The sequence below is a fragment of the Rhizobium sp. PL01 genome (assembly GCF_033447125.1).
In the GTDB taxonomy this organism is placed as follows: domain Bacteria; phylum Pseudomonadota; class Alphaproteobacteria; order Rhizobiales; family Rhizobiaceae; genus Pararhizobium.
This window is the reverse complement of record NZ_JAWQUM010000001.1, coordinates 87,318-104,852: the sequence shown is the minus strand read 5'-3', so window position 1 is coordinate 104,852 and position 17,535 is coordinate 87,318. Positions and strand designations below refer to the sequence as shown.

Here is a 17,535-nt window from a genome sequence, read left to right as displayed (position 1 = left end):
GCGAAACCGGTAGTTTCGGAGAATTCCTGCCCGCGCATACACACGCGGACACTGCGGCGGCCCCATAAGGGCCGCCGGATTGCGGTCGGTTATGCGCTTTCGCGAAAGTTCTGGTCCTCGGCGTCCGGGCCGCCCATCGAAAGATCAAGAGCAAAGCCCTTGGCCCGTGCCTGCTGTGAGGCAACCGAATTCCCCACCGGCGCCGGCCTGCGGTTTGCAACCGGCTTTGTCATGGAAACCTTCGTCATCGCCTTCGGGGCAACAACCTTCCGGACGCTGGCACCGTGGCTTGCGCCATCGACCTTGAAGAAAGCGATCGAGGCCTGCAGTTCTTCCGCCTGCGCTGCCAATTCTTCGGACGTTGCCGACATTTGCTCGGATGCACTGGCGTTCTGCTGCGTCACCTTGTCGAGCTGCTGGATCGCTTCGTTGATCTGGCTGGAACCGATATCCTGCTCGCGGCAGGCGGCCGAGATTTCCGACACCAGCTCGGCGGTCTTGCGGATATCCGGAACCAGACGGTTCAGCATGTCGCCAGCTTCGGCAGCAGCCTTCACTGTATCGCTCGACATCTGGCCGATTTCGGCTGCAGCCGACTGGCTGCGTTCAGCCAGCTTGCGGACTTCCGAGGCAACCACAGCAAAGCCCTTGCCATGCTCGCCGGCACGGGCGGCTTCCACAGCCGCGTTCAAAGCAAGAAGGTCGGTCTGGCGGGCGATTTCCTGAACGATGCCGATCTTTTCGGCGATCGTGCGCATGGCGCTGACCGCGCGGGAAACGGCTTCGCCACTGGCTTCGGCATCCTTCGACGATTGACGGGCAATCTTCTCGGTCTGGGCGGCATTATCAGCGTTCTGCTTGATATTGGCTGCCATCTCTTCCATCGAAGCGGACGCTTCTTCCGCAGATGCTGCCTGCTCGGTCGCGCCCTGGCTGACCTGCTCGGAGCTTGCCGACAGTTCCTGGCTACCAGCCGAGACATTGTCGGAGGCCGACAGGGCATCGGCAACGACGCCACGCAGACGTTCGATCATAACGTTGACATTGCCAAGAAGGGCACCGATTTCGTCCTGATTGGTAATTTCGGCCAGCTTGGTGAGGTCGCCATCGGCAACATCCGCGACAGCGACCGTCGCCCGGCGCAGGCCCTTGCTGATGGTCAACGAAATCCAGACGGCGGCGGCGATGGCAATCAGCACCGCAAGACTTGCGGCTGCGGTCATCATGAAGCGCGTATCCTGATAAAGCGCATCGGCTTCCGCCTGCGCTTCGGCAAGGCGTGTTTCCTCAAGCTTGACGATCTCTTCGAGAATTGCGTCCATATCATTGGCGCTCTGGCGCGCCGTTGTGACAGAGATATTCTGGGCAGCTGGCGCGTTACCGACATCGAGGAACTTGCGGATCTGGCTTTCGGCCTCGTTGGCCTGAACAGACAGCGCCTGGAGTTTCACCCAGCGTGGCTTGCCCTGCTCGGTTGCCTTGGCTGCTGCTTCGCTCAGCGTCTCATCGAAAAGCTTGCGGTTATGATCGCCCTTGGTGCGCGCATCCATCGATTCCTTTTCGGAGGTCGCGGCCAGAAGGTTCTTCTGCTGGCGAATTGCCTGCAGCTGGTAGATATTGATCTGCTGGGCAAGCTTCAGGCGCTCGGCCGGGCCCTGCAGCACATCTTCGACCGTCTGGTTCAGGTTGCCGAGGCTGACAATACCGTAACCGGCCGTTCCGAGTAGCAAGGTGATGACGAACCCGAAGGCGATCGCCAGTTTGAGTTTAATGGTAAATCGCATAGCAAAAATCCTTAAATATGGCCTCCGCCGGGTGCCGGGTCGCAACCTGCGCGGCGCTAAATCTCTTTCCTGAATGAGAAAATTGCCTGCAGGTTGGGAAGGATGATGAATTGCCCTCCTCGCTTGACCAGGCAATTGATGTAGTCCGGCCGCCACCGCATCCCGACGCTGGGAGGCGCCTCACTGGATGTCTTGGCAAGCGTGGTGACTTCATTCACCTTGTCTGTTCTCAGGCCGACCAGCGTCGGCTCGCCCTGAAGGTCGAGCTCGATGACGATGATACGGCTGTCGATCGTCGTTTCCGCCGCTTCCATACCGAAAGCCAGGCGAATATCGGCAAGTGGAATGACCTTGCCGCGGAAATTGATGACGCTACCGACAAAGGGCATCGCACCGGGAACCATGGTCTCGGGAAGCAGGTCGAGAATTTCCTGAACCATCGTCGCCTCAAGCGCAAACGTCTCGCCGTGAAGGTCGAATGTCAGTACCTCCAGTTCGCCATCGCTGTTCCAGTGCGTGTCGGATTGCAGCTGTCTGTCGTTCGTCTGAACCGCTTCAATCATCCTGCCGCGCGCACCTGCGCCTCCTGTTGCTGACCAGCCGCCACCAGATGGGCGACGTCGAGAATGAGGGCAACGCTACCGTCCCCGAGAATGGTCGCACCCGAAAAGGTGGCGACGTCATGATGCAGCTTCGACATCGACTTGATGACCGTCTGGTGGTCGCCGATGATCTGGTCGACCACCATGCCGACGCGCTCGGTGCCGGTCGAAATGACCACGACCTTCTGATGCGGATCCGGCTTCGTGCCGGTGCGGAACAGATCGCGCAGCCGCAGGAATGGTACGAGACTGTCACGCAGCGAGATGAAGCTGCGGCCACGCGAACGCAGATCTTCCTCGAGCGACAGTTCGAGGCATTCCTCGACAGCCGACAGCGGGATGACATAACGTCCGGTCCCAACCCGCACCAAAAGGCCGTCGATGATCGCCAATGTCAGCGGAATGCGCAGCGACACGTCCGAGCCTTGCCCGGCATGGCTGGTGATGTCGATCGCACCGCGCAGGGTCTCGACCGTCTTCTTGACAACGTCCATGCCGACGCCGCGGCCGGAAAGGTTGGTGACCTGGGCTGCCGTCGAAAAGCCGGGAGCGAAAATCAGCTGTAGCAGGTCCTGATCCGAAAGCACCGCGCCGGGCTGGATGAGACCAGAGGATTCCGCCTTGGCCCGGACACGGTCACGGTTAATCCCGCGGCCATCGTCCCTGATGGTGATGATCACCTCGCCACCGGCCTGACGGGCCGAAAGCATGATCTTGCCCGCCTCGTCCTTGCCTGCAGCACGGCGTTCTTCTGGAGTTTCAAGACCGTGGTCGATGGAGTTGCGCACCAGATGCACCAGCGGATCGGCCAGCCGTTCGATGACGGTCTTGTCGACTTCCGTGGTTTCGCCTTCGGTGACCAGTTCAATGACCTTGCCGGTTTCACGGGCGAGATCGTGCACCAGCCGCCGGAACCGCCCGAACAGGCTGCCGACCGGCACCATGCGCAGAACCATCATCGTATCGCGCAATTCGCCGGAGAGGCGTTCGATTTCTTCTGACACTGAACGCAGCTGCAAATCCATGCTCGAGCTGGCAAGCTGCCGCAACCGCGATTGCGCGATGACGAGTTCGCCGACCCGGTCCATCAGTTCGTCCAGCCGCTCAGCGGGAACCCGGACATTTTCCGCAGCCTTTGCCTGGCGCGTATCGGTGGCGCTTGGCGTTTCGCGCTCGACGACAGGCGCCGGTTGCGTGGCAACGGATGCAGGCGAAACCGCAGGAACGATTGCCGCAATTGGCAGAGCTACCGGTTCTGGCTGTTCTACCTGAATGATCGGCTCAGCAGCGACGGCTGCCGGATCCGTCAACGTCTCGACGTCAAGCTGCATATCGTCGAGCACGAAAATAAAGACATCATCGATCGCCGAGCGTGGCTGATCGGTCGTAACAGTCACATCCCAGGACAGATGCAGGTCCGTCGGAACCAGCACGTCCAGCGATGGAATAGCAGATGTATTCACAGCAATGTGGCATTCGCCGAGATCATGCAGTTCGTCCAGCAGTCCCAGTGGATTGGTGCCATTGACCATTGAGTTGACCGGCAGGCTGAAGCGAATGCGCCAGCGATTGGCAGCGGTTTTCACCGCCATAGCGACCGGCTCTACCGGCATCGCATGTGCAGGCGCAATCACCGGAGCATCGCCTTCAACCGCCTGCTGCAACTGGCGCAACAGAACGTCGCCGATATTGCCGTGATCGTCGGTCGGCCGGTCGACCAGCGCCCGCATATGATCCTGTGCCGCCAGAACGGCGGCGACCAGCTCGCTCGTCGCCGGTTTTTCGCCTTTTCGAACCCGGTCGAAGGCCGTCTCGCAGTGATGCGTGAACGCTGCGAGCGCGTCGAAGCCGAACATCGCCCCCGATCCCTTGAGGGTGTGAAGGCCGCGAAAGACTGCGTCGATCTGGTCCTTGTCGTCCAGGCGGTGTGTCAGATCGAGCAGGCCGGACTCGATCTGCTCAAAAAGTTCCGCCGCTTCCATTCGAAACACTGCGATGGGATCGGTCATGCTCATCGTCCGAGAACCTTCCTGACGATCTTGACCAGGTTTTCCGGGTCAAACGGTTTTGTCAGCCAGCCGGTGGCACCGGCAGCCTTTGCCCGCGCCTTCAGATCGGCGTCGGATTCCGTCGTCAGGAAGATGATCGGCACGCCGGTATGAGCGGGCAGCTTGCGCAATTCCTCGATCATCGTCAGGCCGTCCATGACCGGCATGTTCAAGTCCGTGACAATCAGGTCGAATTGCCCCGACTTTGCCTTTTCCAGGCCCTCGGCACCGTTGACGGCTTCGGTGATGTCATAGCCCGCATTGGACAAGGTGACCTTCGTCGTCAAACGGATGCTGGCCGAGTCATCGACGGTCAATATTCTCGCAGTCATTGTATTGCCTCTTCATGCAACCAGAATTTTTTATCTTCGGGAGAGAACGTTTGTGCGAAGCCACCGCGCTCCAGAACGTTGAGAACCGAACCTTCAGCCGGTTTCGACATTACAATATGAGAACCGGAAGTTTTCGCACGAATTCTCGCGGATTCTATCAGCTGAATAAAGCTTAAATCGGCTTCAACACCCGTCGGAATAGAAATCAATAGTGATTTTCCAGATTCCAATTTGGGGTGAATGAGATCATATACGTTAGATATATTTCTGATATTCAATTTATCTGGCAACTCGACCAAAACATATTCATCGATGAGGGGAGGCATTGCAGTCCTTTGAAGCGATTAATACTTCTTTCTCCCTCCATGGAATCTCACGCCAGCCTTAACGCCGGGTAAATTCAGGTTGTGAGATTCTGCACTTATTACGAGTCTGTTCACTATGAATTCTTACCTGAGAGTTTTTATAGGCGATCATTTACGTGATAAAAAATCATATTAATTCAATTGGTTAGAGAAATTCGATTCCCGGAAACGGGATAAATCTCAATAATTCCCGCAATAGTTGCGACTCTTATTGAACGCGCCTTTGCAACGCAGGCGAGTCCCGCACTTAACCAGACATTTCCATCCTTGCCCTATCGGTGTCGCCAAGACCGCACATGTTTCGAGTTGAGGGCTATTTTGACATACAGCACAGCATTGGCCCACCAGACCGGCGTAGCCACCGTTTCCGATATCGGCCGCAAACTGGAAGCGGCACGAACCCAGGTGGAGAAGCGCTTTCTTGAGGGCGGCAGTGTTCTCCTCGCTGTAATGGACGTTCTCAACAGCCTGCTTGCTTCGCTGGACAACGTCACAAGGACGCTCGACGCCGGCGCTGCCAGCGACACCACGGCTGACCTACTCGCGACAGTGAAGAGCCTGTCCGAGCTGCCGCAGCTGGAAAACATGCGCCAGAGCAATCTTCAGGTTCTCTCCAGCTCCGGTGCCGGACTGCGCACGCATGTGGCCGATATGCAGGAGACCATGCGCTATCTGCAGACATTCGCTGTGACGGTGAAGATCACCGGCGCGGGCATTGCCGAGTTCGCCGGATTTGCCGAGGAAATTCTCGATCGCATCCGTTCCGGCACCAGCGAAGTCAACAATTTCGCCGGCCAGCTCAATTCACTGGAGAAAGAACTGAAGGTTGCCCAGACTTTCGGGTCGGGCATCGCGCAACGCTATGAGCAGACGGTACCGGCAGTGGTTGGCGCTTTGCAGCGCGACGCCCAGACGATCAGCGAACACCGCAAGAAGCTCAGTGAGATCGCCAAACAGGTCGGCGTGCTCGCCCGTGGGGTCCAGAACAAGGTGGCCACCACGCTTTCGGCGCTCCAGATCGGCGACATCACCCGCCAGCGCATCGAACATGTGCAATCGACATTGACGATCCTTGACGAATTTCAGAACAGCGACGAAGGCCGCAGCCTTGACCGGGATGCGCAGTTGCGGCTGCAGAACCTCGTTCACCATCTGGCCGCCGCGCAGATGGTCGACATGGTGCAGGCTTTCCAGCGGGATTCCAGCAGCGTCGTCCAAACCATCACCAGCTTCAGCAACGATACCCGGGACATTCTCAACTTGCGCGCGGAGATGCAGAGCCAGGACGAGACCAAGGGTGGCAATTTCATGCGGGCGCTGGAAGAAAGCGTTTCGGCGGCCCACGCCATCGTCAAGCAGGTGGAAACCGCCAGCCTGCAGGCCAACCATGTCAGCCAGTCGACCACCGCGACCGCAGCCAACCTCTTGACGGGCATCGAGAATATTCGCGCGGTCAAGATGGACATCCACTATATGGCGCTCAACACAAACCTGCGCTGCAGCCGCATGGGTGAGGAAGGCCGGTCGATCAACGTCGTCACCGGCGAACTGCGCATCTTTGCCGCCAAGCTCGACGAATCCGCCGATGCGATCGTCAACGGACTGACGGGTTTCGAAGAGGCAGCCTCCGCGATTGCCGCAACCGACAGCAGCGGTGAACCGGGTCTGGCGGAACGCCTGAGCGCTGCCATCGGCAACATCCGCTCGGCGGCCAACGCCATGGAAACGGAACTGGGCATTCTCTCTGAACACGGCCGGGAAGTTGCCAGCAAGATCGGCCTGTCGATCAGCAAGCTGGATTTCCAGAACGACCTTGGCGAGGTTCTCGCCGCCTGCGCCGACGATCTCTGCGATCTGGCCGGGGACACCATGCCGGCCATCGACGATCTCGGTGAGGTCGTGGCTTGTCTCGGGCCGCGCATCTTCAAGCTCTACACGATGGCGCAGGAACGCACGGTCCACCAGGCGATCATGCCAGCCGGCACAGTCGTCGCAGCGCCGGTTGCGGCAGCCAATGACGACGAGCTTTTCGCCGACGCGCTGTTCTGAGCAAGTGCTCTTGCCGCGCGACGAGCGCTAATTCTCTGACCAGATGAAGGTCGGCAGGATGAAGTCGGGTGTGGCTGCATGTTGGGCAAACAGCGCCTGGCGCTCCGCATCTGTCGCAGTTTCCAGAATGCCGGTTGTCACCAGTATTGATTTCAGTCCGGCGCCCGCTGCCCCGGCAATATCGTGCTCGATACTGTCGCCGATGCAGCAGATTTTATCTGGCGCGATCGATCCGAGAAATTCGCGCGCTGTCGCATAGATGTCTGGAAACGGCTTGCCGATCCAACGCACCTGCCCCCCCAGTTCCTCGTAAAGTTCAGCGATCCGCCCTGCCCCGAAGGCCGTGCCTTCCTGCGTCAGCATGATCTTGTCCGGATTGGTACAAAGGCACGGTACGCCTCGTTTGGCTGCAGGTGCCAGCATGGCTTCATAATAGGACAGCGGCCGCACATCGCCCTCGCTTGCAGCCAGAAGAATGAAATCGGCATCATCGCCACTGTCGGTGCGCATCAGATCGAGCCCGTCCAGCGGCGACGTATCGCCATCGCGGCTGATCAACAGACATTTGCGCCCTCCGCCTTTGCTGCCCCCCCTGCTTTCAGACTGGAGAATGCGCCAGGCTACCTCCCCGGATGTCAGGAACCAGTCCCAACTGCGCGGATCAAAGCCGAGCGCGGTTAGGCGGCGGTCGTTCTCTGCCGAGCGCTTGCCGGAATTGGACAGAATGATGATCGTCTTGCCGGATTGCTTCAGACGAATAAGGGTTTCCACTGCACCGGGATAAGGCCCCCTGCCGTCTCGCAGCACGCCGTATTGGTCGATCAGGAAAGCATCGAACTGCCCGGCAATCTCATCCAGACCGGAAATTGTCAGTGGCCTACCTGTCATAACACACCCGCCGATTTCGCACCGCTCAACGCAAGCCGGGCCGTCCCGGCAGCAGCCTCTTCCGAAGCCACAGCCAAAAAGTCAACTGGCATCGTCCGTTTGCGGATCGCCGTCCAGACCACGTTCTTCGCGCCGCCGCCAACCGTGCGGATGGAGCGCAGCGGTGGACTGCCAAGGGAGACGAGCCGTTGATAGGCCAGCACTTCAACACCCGCGATGCCCTCGAAGATCGCCTTCAGGAACTCCGCATCCCGGTCGGGCCGCGGCGCCATCCGCGGCTTCATCGCCGGATCGTTGATCGGAAACCGCTCGCCGTCTTTGACCAGCGGGTAATAATCAAGCCCCGTATCCGTCGCGGGATCGATTTCCGCCGAAAGCGCTGCGATCCGGTCATTGTCAAAATGTGCCGACAGCACCACTCCACCGGTGTTGGAGGCACCGCCCGCCAGCCACATATCGCCGATCCGGTGGCTGTAGAGGCCATATTCCGGCGCAAACAGCGGCCGGTCGGACAGCATCTTCACGGTCAGCGTAGTGCCAAGCGCCGAAACGGCATCGCCCGGCTGATCGGCACCGGTCGCCAGAAACGAAGCGCAGCCATCCGTGGTGCCGGCGACGATGACGACATCGCCCGAAAGACCGAAGGCTTCCGCAGCAGCATCGGAAATACCTGCAATTGGCGATCCTGCAGGCAGAACGCCGGGCAACAGATCGACCCGCACACCCGTCGCGGCAATCCAGTCCGGCCAGCTGCGCGAGACCGGATCGTAGCCGGTCTTCAAGGCGTTGTTCTCATCGGACACATCGTAGAGCCCGGTGAAATGCCCGGCCAGCCAATCTGCCTGATGGATAATCCGGAAGACGTCCGGAATGGACTGAAACGTCAGCACCTTCGCCAGCCCCGACGTCGCACCATGGGCGGCACTTTCCCTCGGCGCGTGGGCGGCGATGCGGCTGAGGATATCCGCGTCCTCGACCGGATCGTTATACATCATTGGAACAGCAAGCGGCGCACCATCGGCACGGACAGGCAGCATGGTACCGGATGTGCCATCGATCGCGATCGCACGGACTTGCGCCCGGTCGATCGCGTCAAGCACCTGCCCCAATGCTGTCTGTACCGCTCTCCACCAGATGACCGGATCACGGTGATCGCTGGAAAAATCCGCAAGCTTCGACGATCCGGACGAGACGACGTTGAAAGCTGTATCCATCGCCACCGCGCGCGCGCCGGATGTGCCGATATCGATACCGATCACCAGCGGCCTGTTTGCAGCAGTGATCATTGCAACGTCTTTCCGGCCCGATTCAGTTCCTGCCGGTATTTTTCCGCATCCCAACCGAGAAGCTCGGCATTCTCCGCATCTGTCAGATAGCGCAGCCGGGCGCCGTCGCCGATGCGGCCCAGCACATCCGACAGGCAACGCGCCATCGCAAGCGCGCCGGCCGTGATCTCCTTTGAGACCAGCGTCCCCTTGCCTGGAAACAGCAGTGTCGGCGGCATTGTCGTGCCTTCGGCGCGATGCTGTTCCGCAATCGATGCGGCGGTATCGCCGGGTGCCGCGACGAAGGAACCGCGGCCGAGAAAGATAACGTGATCCGGATAAAGACTACCGCCGGCGGCAATGCGGCAGCTTGCCAGATCGGTTGCAGCATCGTGGATGACGCTGTCCTCGGGCAGAGTGAATTGACTGCCGACTGCAAGCCGCGACAAGGCCGAAAGGTCCGCGTCGGGTGCCTTGCGGCGTGGCAAAGCCAGCCTCTGCGAAACCTCGGCCAGCAGGCGTTCCGCCTCCGCCACAGTTTCGGCGGCAACGGCAAGCCCGTGGTTCCCGAGGATCAACACGCTGGTATCCGGCCTTATCCGCGCGGCAATCGCCTTTGCCAATGGCAGACCCGGGCGCGCATAGGGCACGAAGACATGCGGAATGCCAGAGAGTTTCGACGCCGCAACAGTCTCGCCATTGACGTGGACGGCGGTCGCAATGGTTTCGACGCAATGGACGTGGATTACCACCTTCTGCGGCATCAGCGCATGCACGGTCGTTTCGATCGATGGACGAAGCCCGGAAGGATTGCGATCCTTGATGACAAAATCCTGCGCTTTCTCGGTCGAGGGATCGTCCCGCTCCAGCGCGTCCAGCAAGGCATCGAGCGCGACCGGCACCATCACGTCACGCTGGCGTGCCTGCATCAACCAAAGGCCGGACGCCTTGATCCAGAGCGTGCCGCCCTCCTTGATCGAGGTATTGCCACCGGCGGCCTGCACCAGCGCCGGGTCGGCACCGACCCGTGCCGAGACATCCAGAAGAGCTTCGAATTCAGAACTTCTCACCATGATTTCCTCTTCAAGCTGCCTGCGGCTGGTGCAGACACCAGGATGTAAAAGCCTCGCGCTCGGCTGGCGTCATGTGCAGCCCGTGCTTGGTGCGGCGCTCCAGAATATCCTGAGGCGTCTGCGCCCATTCGGTCTCGATCAGAAACCGTGCTTCGCGTTCGCGCAACAATTTTCCGAAGAAAGCCCCCAGATCGTCGAGCGACGCCGCGTTGCCGATGAGGTCATAGGCGCGTGTACCGTAGAGCCTCGCATAGTGCTTGGCGAGATCGGCCGGCAGCCAGCGGTACTTTGCCCTGAGGTCACCAAGAAACTGCTCGAAATCCGCCTTTGGCATATCGCCGCCGGGCAGAATGCCCTTGGACGTCCAGCCCGGCTTCATCGCCGGGAAGAACGGCCGGATCTTCTCCAGCGCATGCTCGGAAAGCTTGCGGAACGTCGTGATCTTGCCGCCGAACACCGACAGAAGCGGCGCCTTGCCATCGGCCGCATCGACCTCGAAAATATAGTCGCGGGTCACGGCAGAGGGGTTTTCGGCATTGTCATCATAGAGCGGCCGCACGCCGGAGAAGCTGTGAACGATATCGCTCTCTGCAAGCTGCTGCTTGAAGTAGCGGTTCACCGATTTGATCAGGTAGGCGATCTCGTTGGCATCGGCTTTCACGTCCTCCGGGCGCCCTTCATAGGGAATATCGGTGGTGCCAATGAGCGCCAGATCGTTTTCGTAAGGGTTGATGAAAATCACCCGCTTGTCCGGGTTCTGCACCAGATAGGCTTGCCGCCCTTCCCAGAATTTCGGCACGATGATGTGGCTGCCCTTCACGAGACGGACATTGCGGCGGGAGTTCAACCCGGCGACACGGCCAATGATATCATTGACCCACGGGCCTGCGGTATTGACCACGCATCGCGCTTTGAGTTCGGTCCTGCGGCCGGTGCCGGCCTCGGTCATCTCGATATCCCAGAGATCGCCATCGCGGCGCACCGAGGTACAGGCAGTTCGCGTATAAATCTTTGCACCACGCTGTTTCGCATCGAGCGCGTTCAACAGCACCAGACGGGCATCATCAACCCAGCAATCGGAATATTCGAACGCTTTGCGATAATCCGTCTTGATCGGCGCCCCTTCCGGCGCGGTGCGCAGATTGAGCGTGCGCGTGCCCGGCAGGCGTTTGCGGCCGCCGAGATGGTCATAGAGAAACAGGCCGAGGCGAACGAGCCATGCCGGACGGTCGGACGCGCTGTGCGGCAGCACGAACCGCATCGGCCAGATGATATGCGGCGCGGATTCGAGCAGCACCTCGCGCTCGATCAGCGCCTCGCGCACCAGCCGGAATTCGTAATATTCAAGATAACGCAGCCCGCCATGCACGAGCTTTCCGGAGCGCGAACTGGTACCCTGCGCCAGATCATCCTTTTCGCAGAGAACAACCGACATCCCCCTCCCGGCCGCGTCGCGCGCGATCCCCGCACCGTTGACGCCGCCGCCGATGATAAACAGGTCGATGATGTCGGCTTCAGCGCTCACGATCGCTTCTCCTGTTGAACGGCACCGGTTCCGTCTCGAACAAGTACACGTCAGATCCCACGGTCTCCGTCATCACCCAGAAGCCTTCTTTGCACCGTCCTGCAATCCGTAGCTCGCAAACCCCTTGCGGACGCCGGTGATCTCCTCCGATGACAACACCACCGCGCCGCCGATCAAAAGCGCATGGTAATATTGCTTGGCAATGGTCTCGAGCTCAACGGCCGCCCACATCGCCTTTTCGAGACTGGCGCCGGTGACGAGCATGCCGTGATTGGCCATCAGGCAAGCCGTGCGGCCTTCCATCGCCTTGAGGATATTGTCCGAAAGTTCCTTGGTGCCGTAGCGTGCATAGTCGCAGACCTTAACGTCGTCGCCACCGAAGGCGGCGATCATGTAGTGGCAGGCAGGGATCGGCTTGTGGGCGATGGCAAGGATCGTCGAATAGATCGCATGCGTGTGAATGACAGCCTGAACCTCCGGCCGGCTCCTCATGATATCGAGATGAAAGCGCCATTCCGTCGAAGGTCTGCGCGGGCCGTCCCAGGTGCCATACTCGCCCTCCAGCGGCAGCGAGGCGATCATATCAGGCGTCATCTCGTCATAGGGCGCTGCCGATGGCGTGATCAGCATCCGGTCTTCATAGCGCGCGCTGATATTGCCGGATGTGCCTTGATTGATGCCGAGAGCATTCATCTTGCGGCAATGGTCTATGATCGACTGGCGAACGTAATTCTCTGTCATGATATGGCCTTAGCAGGGATTGACCGGCGGCAGGCCGGCGATGTAGCGGCGCACCTCTTCGGCCGCCATTTCAGCGGCATAGGTGACGGTGCGCACCGAAGCCCCGGCAATATGCGGCGTCAGCGTCACGTTCGGAAGCTGCAGCAGCGGCCAGTCGACGGGCACCGGCTCGATTGCAAATGTCTCCAGCATTGCCGAACCCAGCGGCCCATTCACCAACGCTTCGTAGAGCGCGTCGTAATCACAGAGCGGCCCGCGCGCCGTATTCACGAAGATCGCACCCGGCTTCATCTTCGCAAAGCTCTCGGCATTCATCATGTTGCGGGTTTCGTCCGATACCCGCGAATGCAACGTCACCAAGTCGGAGCGGCTGAGCAGGTCATCGAAGCTGACATGTTCGACACCGGCATTGCGGTCATCGGCCGATAGCTGGACATAGGGGTCATAGACCAGAACCTTGGTTCCGAAGGCGCGCAGCAGGCGCACCACCTTTGTGCCGATATTGCCGTAACCAACGACGCCAACCGTCATTTCCGAAAGCTCGCGGCCGGTCTTGTCGGCGCGGTAAAGCTCGCCACGCCATTCGCCCTTGCGCAGGGACTCGTGGCCGGAGCGGATCAGCCGGGTTTCGGCAAGGATAGCCCCGAGCGTGAATTCGGCGACGGCGCTGGCATTGCGCCCGGGCGTATTGACGACGAGAACGCCAGCATCGCGCGCGGCCGTCATGTCGATATTGACCGGTCCGCCACGCGAAACGGCGATGAACTTCAGGTTCGGCAGCCGGGAAAACATGCCGCGGGAAAACGGCGCGAGTTGCGTAATAACCAACTCTGCGTCACCGACGAACTCGATAATATCGTCGGCCTTGCCGACATATTCCTTCAGGCCGTCCATGCCCTCGACGGCATAGCCGTGCTCCATCGGCTCATCCGGCCAAGGCTGTTCGAGAAGCCGGATATCATGCCCCTCGCCACAGGCCTCCACGACCTTGTCGCGAAAGACCGTCGGCAGCATGAACCGGTCTCCGATGATGGCTATCTTCTTCATAATGGTCTTTCCTGTTCAGATACCGGGGCATTGCCGTGGGAAAGGGCATGCCAGACCGGACGTAGGGACAGGCGCGATTGCCTGTAGAGTGGAAACGCCGCGTCGAAACGCGCCGCCATGGCTTTGTCGGCAGGTTCGGCCTGCCGCTGATAGGGGGTGACCCATTCCTTGACGCACTCTTCCATCGAGCTGTAGATACCAAGCGAGACGGCGGCGATCATCGCGGTTCCCGCAGCACCCGCCTCTTCCCGCTCGCTGGTCTGCACTGAGGAACCGAGCGCGCCGCCGAGAATGCGCCGCAGGGAAGCGCTGCGCGCCGCCCCACCGGTCAGCCGCACCCGCGATGGAAGTGGTCCCATTTCGACGTAACAATCGCGTGCCGCCATCGCCAGACCGTTGAACACGGCCCGGACCATGTCGGGAAATCCATGCTTCATGTCGAGCCCAATGAAAGACGCCCGCGCCGAAGCATCAACGAACGGACCGCGCTCGCCTGCCTCGGAAATATAGGGGTGGAACAGCAGCGAGGTTTCCTTCGCCTGCGAAAGCCAATCCTCGACATGACCGAGAAGCTCCGGTTTGCTCTTTTCGATACCCATGCCCTTCAGCACGCTGCCTGCCACGGACAGGATCCAGTCGATATTCAAGGTCGCTGCCATGTTCGACTGCATCTGCGCATAATGGCCGGGAATGGGCAGGCACATGGTGTAGCCAGTCAGATCCGTGTTGAGCTGAACATCATCCGCACCTTTCGCCAGACGCATGTGCATACCTGTGGAGCCGATGATCGAGCAGCCTGTGTCTGTGCCCGGCTCGTAAAGACCGGCACCGAGCGAGGTGCAGACTACATCGACATACCCCAGCACGATGGGCGTTCCGGCCAGAAGCCCGGTCAGGGCGGCAGCACTGTCGCTGAGCGCGTGGCGGGTGACAGCACCATCGACAATCTCAGGCAAGAGGTAGCGTTGTTTCCTCAGATCGAGAAAATCGATGACGTCCTCGGAATATTGCCGGGTGCGAAAATCCCCGAAGGTGAAATTGGCCTCGGAGGGATCGGTCGCCCGCTGGCTGGTCAGCTTGAAATAGAGCCAGTCCTTGCAATGAAACCCGGTGGTCGCACCGTCAATCATCCCGGGCGCGTTTTCCAGGATCCATCGGAGCTGCGAACCCATCTGGCAGGCGGCAAGGCCGGAGCCGGTATGAGAAAACCGGGCAGCATCACCACTATCGCGCCGCAACCGCTCCACCGTATCGCCGGCACGGGCATCCAGCCACAGCCAGCCCTTGCCAACGGGATTACCGTTCTTATCGATCAGCCAGGTGCCGTCGCCCTGCCCGGTCACGGAGATCGCCGCGACCCGGCTGGCGAGGTTCTCGACCTTGCCGGCAAGATCGGACAGCGTTTTGGCGGTATCGGCCCAGGTCCGGTCGAGGTCCTGTACGACGCCCCGGCCGCCCTCACTTTCGTAGCTGTTGGCGATGGCGCAGGCGGCAATCTGCTTACCGCCGAGATCGAAGGCGACCGACTTGATGACGGAGGTTCCCGCGTCGATTCCGATCAGGATGTCGCGCATCAGGCAAGCTCCTGCCCATGGCTGATCGCCCGGCCGCTTTCGCCATCGAACACATGCAGGCTTGAGGGATCAAGGCGGATGCCGACATTCTCGCCGATCGCCAGATTGGTCCGGTCATGCTCGACCAGCACCATCGTACCACCGGCAAAATCGGCAGCGATATGCGTCTGGTCGCCGAGCCACTGATTGACGGCCACCTTCGCGCCGACCCCGCCTTCGCTGCGGCGGACGGCATAGGGCCGGATGCCAAGCACGACCTTGCTGCGCTTCATCAGTTCGGCGCGCACGTCAGGCGAAAAATCCGACGCCTTGTAGTCAAGCTTCACGCCTTCATTCAGACCGAAGGATACGGTATCGCCCGAGCCGGAAATCCCCGCAGAAAACACGTTCATTGGCGGCTCGCCAACGAAGGTGCCGGTAAACAGATTGGCCGGGCGTTCCTTGATCATCTGTGGCGTATCAAACTGCTGCAGCACGCCGCCTTCCATGACTGCGATCCGGTCGGCCAGCGCATTGGCTTCCGTCTGGTCGTGGGTCACGAGAATAGCGGTGAGCCCGCGTTCCTTGATGAAATGCTTGATGCGGCCGCGCAGAAGCGCGCGCAGCTGCGGCTCCAGCTGCCCCATCGGCTCATCGAGCAGATGCAGATCGGCATCGCGGATGAGCGCACGGCCAAGCGAAGCACGCTGTTGCTGGCCCCCAGAGATCGAGCTGGGATAACGTCCCATGATATCCTCGATCTCCAACAGCTTGGCGATGCTGGCCACCTTCTCATCGACGACGCTCTGGGAGAGCTTCGAGGCCTTCAGTGCAAAGGCAATGTTTTCACGCACCGTCAGCGGCGGATAGAGCGAATAGCCTTCGAAAGCCATGGCGACGTTGCGCTTGACCGGCGCGAAGGTCTGAACCTCACGGCCCTTCAGCGCGATCGTGCCACGCGAGACGGCCTCGAAACCGGCAATCATTCGCAAGGTCGAAGTCTTGCCGCAGCCGGACGAGCCGAGAAGCGCGATGATCTCGCCCTTCCTCACATCCATGTTGAGCTGTTTGACGGCATGGACACCATGATCGATCGGACCATAGAATTTGTCGACGCCCTTGATGATCAGTGCGGTCTCGCTCATGCCGCTTCTCCATTGCGTGTCATCGCGGTAGCAGTGGAACGGATCAAGCCGCCACTCTCCTTGTCGAACAGGAAGGCCGCCTGGCCATTGACGGCGATATGGGCAGGACCGGATACCGGACCGGGCGTTCCCGCTGGGCGCGACACCAGGATTTCGCGGCCACGCGCGGTCAGAACCAAGGTCACGGTCTTTTCATTCAGCGGTGTTTCCGCCTCGACAGTCACCGGGATGGCGCCCGATGCACCGGCCTCGGTAAAGACGATGGCTTCGGGTCGAAGGCCGATCACGCATGTCTTGCCGACTACATCAGATGGCATGCCGGGGAGTGAAACTTTCACGTTCGAAAGCTCTACATAGACGCCCTCCGGTCCGGATTTCGGCGTGACATTGAGAAGATTGATCGTCGGATCGCCGAACAGCCGGGCGATCTCGATGTCAGCAGGCGCGTTGTAGATATCTTCCGGTGTGCCGATCTGGCGGATGCGCCCTTTCGACATCACGGCGATCCGGTCGCCAAGCGCCATCGCTTCCTTGTAGTCCTGCGTCACATAGACGACGGTCGCACCTTGGGCTGCCAAAAGACGTGGAAGCTCCAGCCGCATCTCGAAGCGCAGTTTGGCATCGACATTGCGCAAGGGATCGTCAAGCAAAAGCAGCGGCGGTGAACCGGCAAGCGCGCGGGCCAAAGCGGTACGCTGTTTCTGACCGTTCGATAGCGCCTTCGGGTGATGCGTCAGCACATGGTCGATCTTCAGCAGCTTGGCGACCTTGTGCACGCCCGCCGAGATCGCATCCTTCGTGGCATTCGTCGCCGTCAGCGGGCTGGCAATGTTGTCGAAGGCGCTCATATGCGGGAACAGGGCAAAATTCTGGAAGGCCATGCCGATGCCGCGATGTTCAGCATCGATATCCGACACATCCTCGCCGCCGATCAGGATTTGCCCCTCCTCGGGATCGATGACACCGGCAACAAGCCGGAGCAGCACGGTCTTGCCTGCACCCGAGGGACCGAACAGAACCAGCGTTTCGCCATCGGCGACATCCAGCGACAGGTTGTCGAGAACCGTATTGGTCTTGTAGCGCTTGACGATATTTTTAAGCTGCAGTGTCGTCATGAT

General features: G+C 60.2%; 15 protein-coding genes. 1 reads left to right on the top strand and 14 read right to left on the bottom strand.

Translation table 11 applies throughout. The features are described from left to right. Window positions 1-89 precede the first annotated feature (89 nt). Genes R6X40_RS00440 through R6X40_RS00420 form a run of 5 tightly spaced genes read right to left on the bottom strand, consistent with a single transcriptional unit; the run spans window position 90 to window position 5,092 of the window. Window positions 90-1,784 carry a methyl-accepting chemotaxis protein gene (locus R6X40_RS00440; RefSeq protein ID WP_318410063.1) on the bottom strand — a complete coding sequence of 565 codons (1,695 nt, stop codon included), beginning with the start codon at window positions 1,782-1,784 and terminating at the stop codon, window positions 90-92. 56 nt (window positions 1,785-1,840) lie between these two features. Continuing rightward, on the bottom strand, window positions 1,841-2,347 hold the full coding sequence (locus R6X40_RS00435) for a chemotaxis protein CheW (RefSeq protein WP_318410061.1): 507 nt from the start codon (window positions 2,345-2,347) through the stop codon (window positions 1,841-1,843). Next, window positions 2,344-4,401, bottom strand: a complete 2,058-nt coding sequence (locus tag R6X40_RS00430; RefSeq protein ID WP_318410059.1) for a chemotaxis protein CheA — start codon at window positions 4,399-4,401, stop codon at window positions 2,344-2,346. Before R6X40_RS00430 ends, R6X40_RS00435 begins: the two co-directional genes overlap by 4 nt. Continuing rightward, complete coding sequence (locus R6X40_RS00425) at window positions 4,398-4,766, bottom strand: response regulator (protein ID WP_318410058.1); 369 nt, start codon at window positions 4,764-4,766, stop codon at window positions 4,398-4,400. The genes R6X40_RS00430 and R6X40_RS00425 overlap by 4 nt, the downstream gene beginning before the upstream one ends. Beyond that, on the bottom strand, window positions 4,763-5,092 hold the full coding sequence (locus tag R6X40_RS00420) for a hypothetical protein (RefSeq protein WP_318410057.1): 330 nt from the start codon (window positions 5,090-5,092) through the stop codon (window positions 4,763-4,765). Before R6X40_RS00420 ends, R6X40_RS00425 begins: the two co-directional genes overlap by 4 nt. A 357-nt stretch (window positions 5,093-5,449) precedes the next feature. Here R6X40_RS00420 and R6X40_RS00415 point away from each other — a divergent pair, with 357 nt between their 5' ends. Next, complete coding sequence (locus R6X40_RS00415) at window positions 5,450-7,180, top strand: chemotaxis protein (RefSeq protein ID WP_318410056.1); 1,731 nt, start codon at window positions 5,450-5,452, stop codon at window positions 7,178-7,180. A 27-nt stretch (window positions 7,181-7,207) separates the two neighbouring features. Here the strand turns inward: R6X40_RS00415 and R6X40_RS00410 are convergent, their stop codons facing one another. The 9 genes from R6X40_RS00410 to R6X40_RS00370 all read right to left on the bottom strand — a co-directional run bounded on the left by R6X40_RS00410 (window position 7,208) and on the right by R6X40_RS00370 (window position 17,532). Then, window positions 7,208-8,068: a TIGR01459 family HAD-type hydrolase gene (locus R6X40_RS00410; RefSeq protein ID WP_318410055.1), complete on the bottom strand. Its 861-nt coding sequence runs from the start codon at window positions 8,066-8,068 to the stop codon at window positions 7,208-7,210. After that, window positions 8,065-9,354, bottom strand: a complete 1,290-nt coding sequence (locus R6X40_RS00405; RefSeq protein WP_318410053.1) for an FGGY-family carbohydrate kinase — start codon at window positions 9,352-9,354, stop codon at window positions 8,065-8,067. Before R6X40_RS00405 ends, R6X40_RS00410 begins: the two co-directional genes overlap by 4 nt. Continuing rightward, window positions 9,351-10,406 (bottom strand): class II aldolase/adducin family protein, encoded by a 1,056-nt coding sequence (locus tag R6X40_RS00400; protein ID WP_318410052.1) that lies wholly within the window; start codon window positions 10,404-10,406, stop codon window positions 9,351-9,353. The genes R6X40_RS00405 and R6X40_RS00400 overlap by 4 nt, the downstream gene beginning before the upstream one ends. Window positions 10,407-10,416: 10 nt before the next feature. Next, window positions 10,417-11,931, bottom strand: coding sequence for a glycerol-3-phosphate dehydrogenase (locus R6X40_RS00395; protein WP_318410050.1), 1,515 nt, complete (start codon window positions 11,929-11,931; stop codon window positions 10,417-10,419). Window positions 11,932-12,003: 72 nt separating this feature from the next. Next, on the bottom strand, window positions 12,004-12,672 hold the full coding sequence (locus R6X40_RS00390) for a class II aldolase/adducin family protein (RefSeq protein ID WP_318410048.1): 669 nt from the start codon (window positions 12,670-12,672) through the stop codon (window positions 12,004-12,006). Between the two features lie 9 nt (window positions 12,673-12,681). Then, window positions 12,682-13,719, bottom strand: a complete 1,038-nt coding sequence (locus R6X40_RS00385) for a 2-hydroxyacid dehydrogenase (protein ID WP_318410047.1) — start codon at window positions 13,717-13,719, stop codon at window positions 12,682-12,684. After that, window positions 13,716-15,293, bottom strand: coding sequence for an FGGY-family carbohydrate kinase (locus R6X40_RS00380; RefSeq protein ID WP_318410046.1), 1,578 nt, complete (start codon window positions 15,291-15,293; stop codon window positions 13,716-13,718). Before R6X40_RS00380 ends, R6X40_RS00385 begins: the two co-directional genes overlap by 4 nt. Further along, window positions 15,293-16,417 (bottom strand): ABC transporter ATP-binding protein, encoded by a 1,125-nt coding sequence (locus R6X40_RS00375; RefSeq protein ID WP_318410045.1) that lies wholly within the window; start codon window positions 16,415-16,417, stop codon window positions 15,293-15,295. Before R6X40_RS00375 ends, R6X40_RS00380 begins: the two co-directional genes overlap by 1 nt. Next, window positions 16,414-17,532 (bottom strand): ABC transporter ATP-binding protein, encoded by a 1,119-nt coding sequence (locus R6X40_RS00370; RefSeq protein ID WP_318410044.1) that lies wholly within the window; start codon window positions 17,530-17,532, stop codon window positions 16,414-16,416. The genes R6X40_RS00375 and R6X40_RS00370 overlap by 4 nt, the downstream gene beginning before the upstream one ends. Window positions 17,533-17,535 lie beyond the last annotated feature (3 nt).

Excerpts from the sequence above, each read along its gene's own strand:
- R6X40_RS00385 (WP_318410047.1), bottom strand. The coding sequence starts at position 13,719 with ATGAAGAAGATAGCCATCATCGGAGACCGGTTCATGCTGCCGACGGTC.
- R6X40_RS00430 (WP_318410059.1), bottom strand. The coding sequence starts at position 4,401 with ATGAGCATGACCGATCCCATCGCAGTGTTTCGAATGGAAGCGGCGGAA.
- R6X40_RS00440 (WP_318410063.1), bottom strand. The coding sequence starts at position 1,784 with ATGCGATTTACCATTAAACTCAAACTGGCGATCGCCTTCGGGTTCGTC.
- R6X40_RS00375 (WP_318410045.1), bottom strand. The coding sequence starts at position 16,417 with ATGAGCGAGACCGCACTGATCATCAAGGGCGTCGACAAATTCTATGGT.
- R6X40_RS00425 (WP_318410058.1), bottom strand. The coding sequence starts at position 4,766 with ATGACTGCGAGAATATTGACCGTCGATGACTCGGCCAGCATCCGTTTG.
- R6X40_RS00405 (WP_318410053.1), bottom strand. The coding sequence starts at position 9,354 with ATGATCACTGCTGCAAACAGGCCGCTGGTGATCGGTATCGATATCGGC.
- R6X40_RS00435 (WP_318410061.1), bottom strand. The coding sequence starts at position 2,347 with ATGATTGAAGCGGTTCAGACGAACGACAGACAGCTGCAATCCGACACG.
- R6X40_RS00380 (WP_318410046.1), bottom strand. The coding sequence starts at position 15,293 with ATGCGCGACATCCTGATCGGAATCGACGCGGGAACCTCCGTCATCAAG.
- R6X40_RS00420 (WP_318410057.1), bottom strand. The coding sequence starts at position 5,092 with ATGCCTCCCCTCATCGATGAATATGTTTTGGTCGAGTTGCCAGATAAA.
- R6X40_RS00390 (WP_318410048.1), bottom strand. The coding sequence starts at position 12,672 with ATGACAGAGAATTACGTTCGCCAGTCGATCATAGACCATTGCCGCAAG.
- R6X40_RS00370 (WP_318410044.1), bottom strand. The coding sequence starts at position 17,532 with ATGACGACACTGCAGCTTAAAAATATCGTCAAGCGCTACAAGACCAAT.
- R6X40_RS00410 (WP_318410055.1), bottom strand. The coding sequence starts at position 8,068 with ATGACAGGTAGGCCACTGACAATTTCCGGTCTGGATGAGATTGCCGGG.
- R6X40_RS00400 (WP_318410052.1), bottom strand. The coding sequence starts at position 10,406 with ATGGTGAGAAGTTCTGAATTCGAAGCTCTTCTGGATGTCTCGGCACGG.